Source organism: Psychromonas aquimarina ATCC BAA-1526 (assembly GCF_000428725.1).
Classification (GTDB): Bacteria; Pseudomonadota; Gammaproteobacteria; order Enterobacterales; family Psychromonadaceae; genus Psychromonas; species Psychromonas aquimarina.
This window is the reverse complement of record NZ_AUAM01000087.1, coordinates 1-5,998: the sequence shown is the minus strand read 5'-3', so window position 1 is coordinate 5,998 and position 5,998 is coordinate 1. Positions and strand designations below refer to the sequence as shown.

The 5,998-nt window shown below is 47.5% G+C and carries 8 protein-coding genes; 1 reads left to right on the top strand and 7 read right to left on the bottom strand.

From position 1 onward, the window contains the following. From G337_RS0118450 to G337_RS0118420, 7 genes are all read right to left on the bottom strand, one after another. Positions 1 to 510, bottom strand: a 510-nt coding sequence (locus G337_RS0118450) for a hypothetical protein (protein ID WP_028865190.1), incomplete at its 3' end; no start/stop codon positions are given. Then, positions 511 to 687: a DUF2635 domain-containing protein gene (locus tag G337_RS28330; RefSeq protein WP_084605491.1), complete on the bottom strand. Its 177-nt coding sequence runs from the start codon at positions 685 to 687 to the stop codon at positions 511 to 513. An 8-nt stretch (positions 688 to 695) separates the two neighbouring features. Further along, entirely contained in the window at positions 696 to 1,205 is a 510-nt protein-coding gene (locus G337_RS0118440; protein WP_028865189.1) for a phage virion morphogenesis family protein, read from the bottom strand. Beyond that, entirely contained in the window at positions 1,205 to 1,678 is a 474-nt protein-coding gene (locus tag G337_RS0118435; RefSeq protein ID WP_028865188.1) for a phage tail protein, read from the bottom strand. Before G337_RS0118435 ends, G337_RS0118440 begins: the two co-directional genes overlap by 1 nt. Beyond that, the gene (locus G337_RS0118430) at positions 1,678 to 2,130 is read right to left on the bottom strand and encodes a head completion/stabilization protein (RefSeq protein WP_028865187.1); all 453 of its coding nucleotides are present in this window, start codon (positions 2,128 to 2,130) and stop codon (positions 1,678 to 1,680) included. Before G337_RS0118430 ends, G337_RS0118435 begins: the two co-directional genes overlap by 1 nt. Before the next feature lie 162 nt (positions 2,131 to 2,292). After that, complete coding sequence (locus G337_RS0118425) at positions 2,293 to 3,327, bottom strand: phage major capsid protein, P2 family (RefSeq protein ID WP_028865186.1); 1,035 nt, start codon at positions 3,325 to 3,327, stop codon at positions 2,293 to 2,295. Positions 3,328 to 3,369: 42 nt separating this feature from the next. After that, entirely contained in the window at positions 3,370 to 4,176 is an 807-nt protein-coding gene (locus tag G337_RS0118420; protein WP_028865185.1) for a GPO family capsid scaffolding protein, read from the bottom strand. Between the two features lie 119 nt (positions 4,177 to 4,295). Between G337_RS0118420 and G337_RS0118415 the strand changes: the two genes are divergently transcribed. After that, positions 4,296 to 5,998: terminase large subunit domain-containing protein (locus tag G337_RS0118415; protein ID WP_211235823.1), on the top strand; the 1,703-nt coding region annotated here is incomplete at its 3' end.

Sequence of the window (5,998 nt, the reverse complement as noted above, 5' to 3'; positions counted from 1 at the left end):
CGGCATTACACTGATAAACGGACTGTTAAACAGTTCACCGTAAGTAACCAGCGCGCTGTGCACTGCTTTTTTAGCGATATAAGCCAGCCCGGGAATCTGCTGCAGTGCGTGGTAACGCGCCTGTAAAAAATCAGCTAATACACGTACATTAGTTTCATCATTAAGCGCACAGACAATATGGTGGTACTGGTCATCACCCGTTGCCGCCAAGGCACTGCCCAGGTCATTACCGGCAACCGCCACGCTGTACATCGGCAAGGCGATATTCTGCTCATAGAAGGCAGTCACCATAGTATGAATCTGACTGCCTGCCCCGAACCGTTTAGCGGCCGCGTCCGGAGTAACCGTGGAAACAACAACATCATTATCGGTATCTCCACCACTTTTAGTCCCGACAATCAACACGCGCTGAATATCTTCACCGCTGTTAGCTAGGCTGTTATCTATTTCGATAAAAACGCCCGGGACACGAATATTAGCCGGGACTTCATTAAAGCTGATACTGCTCATTTACTCTTCCTTCTTGTGTTTGTCAGTGGATAGTTCAACCACATCGCCGTCACTGATTCTGCGTAGCCAATAGCTGTTCCTGGGTTTTACTTCTCCTGCCGGCTTAAGCGCTTCGTAGGTAATCGGATCACGTACTATTTTCCCTTTTACGTTGGGTTTGATTTTGAATGTCTGCATAACTTCCCCTACTTGGGTTTCATTTCACTTAAAATAATTTGTGCAATCTGTCGCTGTAATTCCGGCGTCCAACCAACCATGGTTCTTTTAGGCATTTGATAAGCTGCTTTTTGTTTGCGGCCGCCTTCCCAGCTGTTTGTTTTGCTGTTAAAGAAACCATTTATTCTGCGCGTGTAGACCACGGACTTCCCTTCATTGTGTATCTTCGCGATGTGTCCCTCTAAGCCGACCAGGCCGACACTGAATGCATCTGCACTGACCTCTGTTTTCAGGTTGCGGCTCATGCCCATGAGCATATTTCTTTTAGTTTTTGCCTTACCCTGGTTATCGATACTGACCTTTCTGCGCTTGCGTGGTGCATAGCTTTTACCATCAACATCCCGCTGTGCTCTTACTTGGGTTCGAAAGAAACGACGCGTGTGGTTGGCAAGCTGTCGGTTAATTTCAAACTTCGCCTTATCATCGAGCTCGAGGCTTTTTAACAGCGCGGTTAACTGCTCAGGCGTTTTGATTTCCATCAGTTGTGCAGGCCGTTGTCTTGGCTATGGCCGTCAAAGATAATCAGCTGCTCAGCATTATCTGCATCAAAGGGCTCCTGAAAATCACTCTGCAGGGTTTTCTTTTTGCCCTCCACTAACCATTCGCCGTTGACATCTTCGACAAACTTCATCTGCTCGATAAACTCCATTTTTACGCCCAGGTCGTAACGGTTATTGGCCAGAGGCTCAACAAAAAACAGCGGTGCATCTAAGCCCTGTGTATCCCGGTCCGGGTTGTACTGCTGTACCCAGTTAGCAATCAACATAAACAGGCGCGCCGGTTTAACTTCCACGTCAGACAGCTCAAAACTACACATATATCTGAGCTCGTAGCCTTCCTCTGCTACGCTTGGGCTGAACAGCAGTTCACCATCCTGCGCCCAGGCTTCTAAATCCGCTTTGCTGGTAATATGCTTAATCAGGTAGTCACTAAGACTCTGCAGGTATTCCATCAGATCATCTCAAAGGTGTAACCGCTGTTGGTCAGCAGTAACTGGTCAATGGCGTTACGGTAATTACTCAGCAGGTTATCAACGCGTGATTCGAGCGCTTCCTGCCGGTCGGCAGCTTCTTTAGTGGCATCCGTTGCCAGGCGGTTACCGATAAGTGCCGAAGCGGTTTTACAAAATACCGCCTGCTTATAAAGCGACTCAGCCGTGCTTTCGTCTTCAAACAGCGCCATGGACAGAACTTCCATACTTTCGTATTTTGCAGTTAAGCCGGTTAACTGGCGGTGAACGGTGATGCGCTCAATGGTGGCGTTATGCACAATGGCAGCCTCTGTTTCATCTTCTAAAAAATGAAACAACGCCTGAAACTCCGAGAGTTTAAGCGCCGGATAAAATGCGCTCGCCGGCAGTTCGCTTTGATACGCCTCTGATTTGTTCGAGATCAGCTGAGCCATGTTTAATCCTTAAATGAGATAGGCTAAGCGCTTTGTTTTATTGCAATAAGTCGAGTCATAAACTCATCATTAGCAATAAACCAGCGCCGCCTATGGGGGGTGAACCTTTATTTCCAATTTAATCCGCGCCAATGCGCCGTCATCAATTTGGAGGGTGAACTGTTACGACCAGCTTGTGCCTTTATCATCGGTCAGCTTGACGTTAGCAAACTGAACCGCTGCAATCTTGCCTAACTCTTCAATCACGTAATCCATATTCTGCGACTGGTAGGTTTCATAGCGGTCACGCTTGGCATTGTCTTCCATACGGCGGCGGATACTGTCTTTCTGGATATAGATAGACAGGTTTTTAAAGGAGGTCACAATGATCCCGCGGCTTGGAAAGTGAGGCACTTTGTAAGCGGATAAACCGCCGTAGGTACCGATAATCTGCTTATCTTCAATGCGCGCTTTTTCAGACGGGGTATTACCGTGCAGGTCGTAGAATTTGGCTTTATCATCCGCAAGCAGTTCAGAGCCGATAATGGCAACCAGGTCGCCGTCGTCTTCAAATTCCGGATCAATCATCTGCTTTACATCATTCACGGCAGCATCCAGGTTGACGTAATCACCCTGCTCACCGATACGGATTTCACCGGCATTTTTACCTTCCGTTAAGAAGTTTTCCGCGTTCTGCTCTTCCAGCTTTTTAAGCCAGCCCTTAGCCACATCCTGGCCTTTTGGATTAGCAGCCGGATCCGATGTGGCGGCACGGCGTTCACCGTAAAAGCCGATTTGAATCTGGTTGGTTGAAATCTGTTTACGGGTCTGAACCGCCACTAAGGTTTTGAATTTCGGATCGTGCGCCCAGGCATCCAGGGTCACGTATTTAATCAAGGTATCAAAGTTCACCTGCTGACAGTGATAGGTCGTCCCGCCTTTAGAATGCGGGTCTTTCGGTGCACGGTCTTTGCTTTCTGTATCGGTTGTGCCGGCAATCATGCCTGTTGCATCAATACGAATCGCTTCACCCTGCTGATTTTTCACCAGCACAACATTAATGCGGTTTAAAAAGCTGTTTTCTAAACGAGCCTGGGCAATGATTTTTTGTGCTTTATTGGGCGTAATGCTAAACGTTTGCGCCACATTAGCGGTATCGTACTGCTCAGCAACCGCCAGCTCTAAGGCACTAATTTTTTTACGCGTAAAATTATCCATTTATTATCTCTCTACAAATTTAAATTTAAGGTGAAGCGGCGCTTATAAAACGTCGTCCTGGTCGAGGCCGTTACCGCCGGTCGCCTGGTCACGCTCCGGCTCATCGGTCTGCTTCGACAATTTTTCAGTTAAGCTGCCGATTTCAGTCTGCTGACTTTCAACCGTGCTGGTTAAGGCGCTTAATTTTTCAGTTAGCTCGGCAACGGCCTCAGTATCTGCATTGCCGCCTTGCGGCGCTTCGGTTTCTTGATTTGGCTTAACACTGAGCTTTTCCGTTAACGTTCCAATACTGCCGGTAAGCGCTGTTAATGCAGAGGCGGTTTTGGCGTTTGTCTCATTTATCTGAGAGAACATCTCAAGCGTGGCTTTATCGGTCATGTCATCGTCCTTATTGGCGAATAGTTTGTTTAAAAGAGAAGGTTTCTCCGGAGTTATCATTTCATTACTAGAGAGCAGTTCTGTGCCTGGATGCTTCGCGGAGAGGTGCAGTTCATCGGTGCCTAAACTGGCCGGCTCATCGGTCAGGGCTAGTCCGGTTAAATAGGCTTTGCCGGTCTTGGCAAAGTCCATCTGAATTTCACAGGAGGTATGTAAATACTGGCCCTGCTGAATCAGGTGTAAAAACAGATCATTAGGTTTTAACTGCGCCAGTAACTTAGGCCCTTCCGCTTTTACGGCTAATACGCTGCCGACCTTGGAGCCGTATGAGCGGTGATTAATATTAATCCGGGCGTTGTAGGTGTCCGGGCTATAGGTTTCTGCACACTGGTCGACGGTTTCCTGGGTCACTTCACGGCCGTCAACAGTATGACCCGCAGTTAAAATACAAATATATTTAGTTTGAAACATCAGTCAGTACCTTGTGGTTTATCTTTTCTGACTTCTATCCTATGCAGTTTTTTCAGCTGTTTATATCAAGCCTGCTTTTACCCAGCCCATATAAAACGGGCTTTTATGAAGTGTGATAATTGAAACTGCATACTTTAAAAATGACTAATGAACTCACCACAAATGACAATATTCTCTATACCCCAATGCAGACCACAGCATTAGGGCTTTTTTTACGTCAGCGTAAAACCCGCGAAATTGCCGAGGAACTCGACGTCAGCGAACGCTCGGTTCAGAGCTGGATTGCTAAATTCGGCTGGAAAGCCCTGCGTGATGACTCGCCGCCGGATTTAGTAACACGGCAGCGTATTGCTTATTTAACCTGGGTGGATGAAAAAACCGATAAGCAGCTGCGTGAGCTGGAAGTGCTGCTGAAGTTTCATATGGGGGATCCGAAACGCAAGTTCAGCAGCGGTAGTGCTAAAGACGGTTCAAACCGAGGGCGCCGTGCTAATAAAGTGAAGAATGATATTTCCGGTATTACCCAGGATCTGTTAGATAACTTTCGTGATAAAACCTTTTTCAAATACCAGACCGACATTCTTAAAACCAAAGCAGATCCAAAACTTAACTGGATGCGCTTTTATCTTAAGTCCCGACAGATTGGTTTAACTTACCTGTTTGCCTATGAAGCCTTTGAAGATGCGATTTTAACCGGGGATAACCAGGTGTTTTTATCGGCCTCTAAAAAGCAGTCGGAGATATTTAAAAACTATATCCGTATGTTCGCCCTGCAGATTGGTGAAGTAGAGTTAAAAGGCAAAGATGAAATTCAGCTGAGCAACGGCGCGATATTTTACTTCTTATCCACCAACTCGCGCACCGCGCAGGGCTTCCACGGTCATCTGTATATTGATGAAGTCTTCTGGATCCCGAAATTCAAAACCCTGGATGATTTAGCCGGCGGCATGTCGATGCATGATAAGTGGCGCACCACTTATCTTTCCACTCCCTCATCGATTGCCCATGAAGCCTATCCGAAATGGGCCGGCAGTAAAAAAGACAAGATTGATATCAGCCATAAAGCGCTGAAAGACGGGTCACTCGGGCCGGACGGCATCTACCGGCAGATGATCACCGTGGATGACGCCATTGAAGGCGGTGCAAACTTTTTCAATATGAAAAAACTGCACCGTAAATATCCGGATAAAGAAATCTTCGATAATCTGCTGCGCTGCGTGTTCCTGGATGATTCACACTCTGTGTTCGACCTTAAAAAGCTGATGGCCTGTAAGGTGGATGCCAGCGACTGGAAAGATGTGGATATGGATGCGGCGCAACCGGTCGGTAATGCCCCGATCTGGATTGGTTACGACCCATCCGGCCAAGGTGATGAAGCAGCTGTGGTAGCGGCACTGCCGCCGAAACGTAAAGGCGGCGCCTTCCGTTTAATTGAAAAACTACGCCTGCAGGGACTGTCTTACCAGGACCAGGCGGATCAGATAGAAGCGCTCACCGACAAATATAACGTAGTGGAAATCGCCATGGATGTCTCCGGTATCGGCGGGCCGGTATCGGAACTCGTCGAGGTGTTTTTTCCGCAGGTGATGCTGATCACTTACAGCATCAATACCAAAACCCATATGGTTTATAAAGCACGGGAAGTCATTAACGCCGGACGCTTACTGTTTGACGGTCAGTGGGATGATGTTGTTCATGCCTTCTTAATGATCAAACGCACCATTACCAAAAACAGCGGGCAGGTAACCTTTACGGCAGCCCGCACCAAAGAAACCTCACACGCAGATGTGGCCATGGCCGTGATGCATCTGCTCAGTTTAGA

Coding starts and splice junctions, on each gene's coding strand:
- G337_RS28330 (WP_084605491.1), bottom strand. CDS start 687: ATGCAGACATTCAAAATCAAACCCAACGTAAAAGGGAAAATAGTACGT.
- G337_RS0118440 (WP_028865189.1), bottom strand. CDS start 1,205: ATGGAAATCAAAACGCCTGAGCAGTTAACCGCGCTGTTAAAAAGCCTC.
- G337_RS0118435 (WP_028865188.1), bottom strand. CDS start 1,678: ATGGAATACCTGCAGAGTCTTAGTGACTACCTGATTAAGCATATTACC.
- G337_RS0118430 (WP_028865187.1), bottom strand. CDS start 2,130: ATGGCTCAGCTGATCTCGAACAAATCAGAGGCGTATCAAAGCGAACTG.
- G337_RS0118425 (WP_028865186.1), bottom strand. CDS start 3,327: ATGGATAATTTTACGCGTAAAAAAATTAGTGCCTTAGAGCTGGCGGTT.
- G337_RS0118420 (WP_028865185.1), bottom strand. CDS start 4,176: ATGTTTCAAACTAAATATATTTGTATTTTAACTGCGGGTCATACTGTT.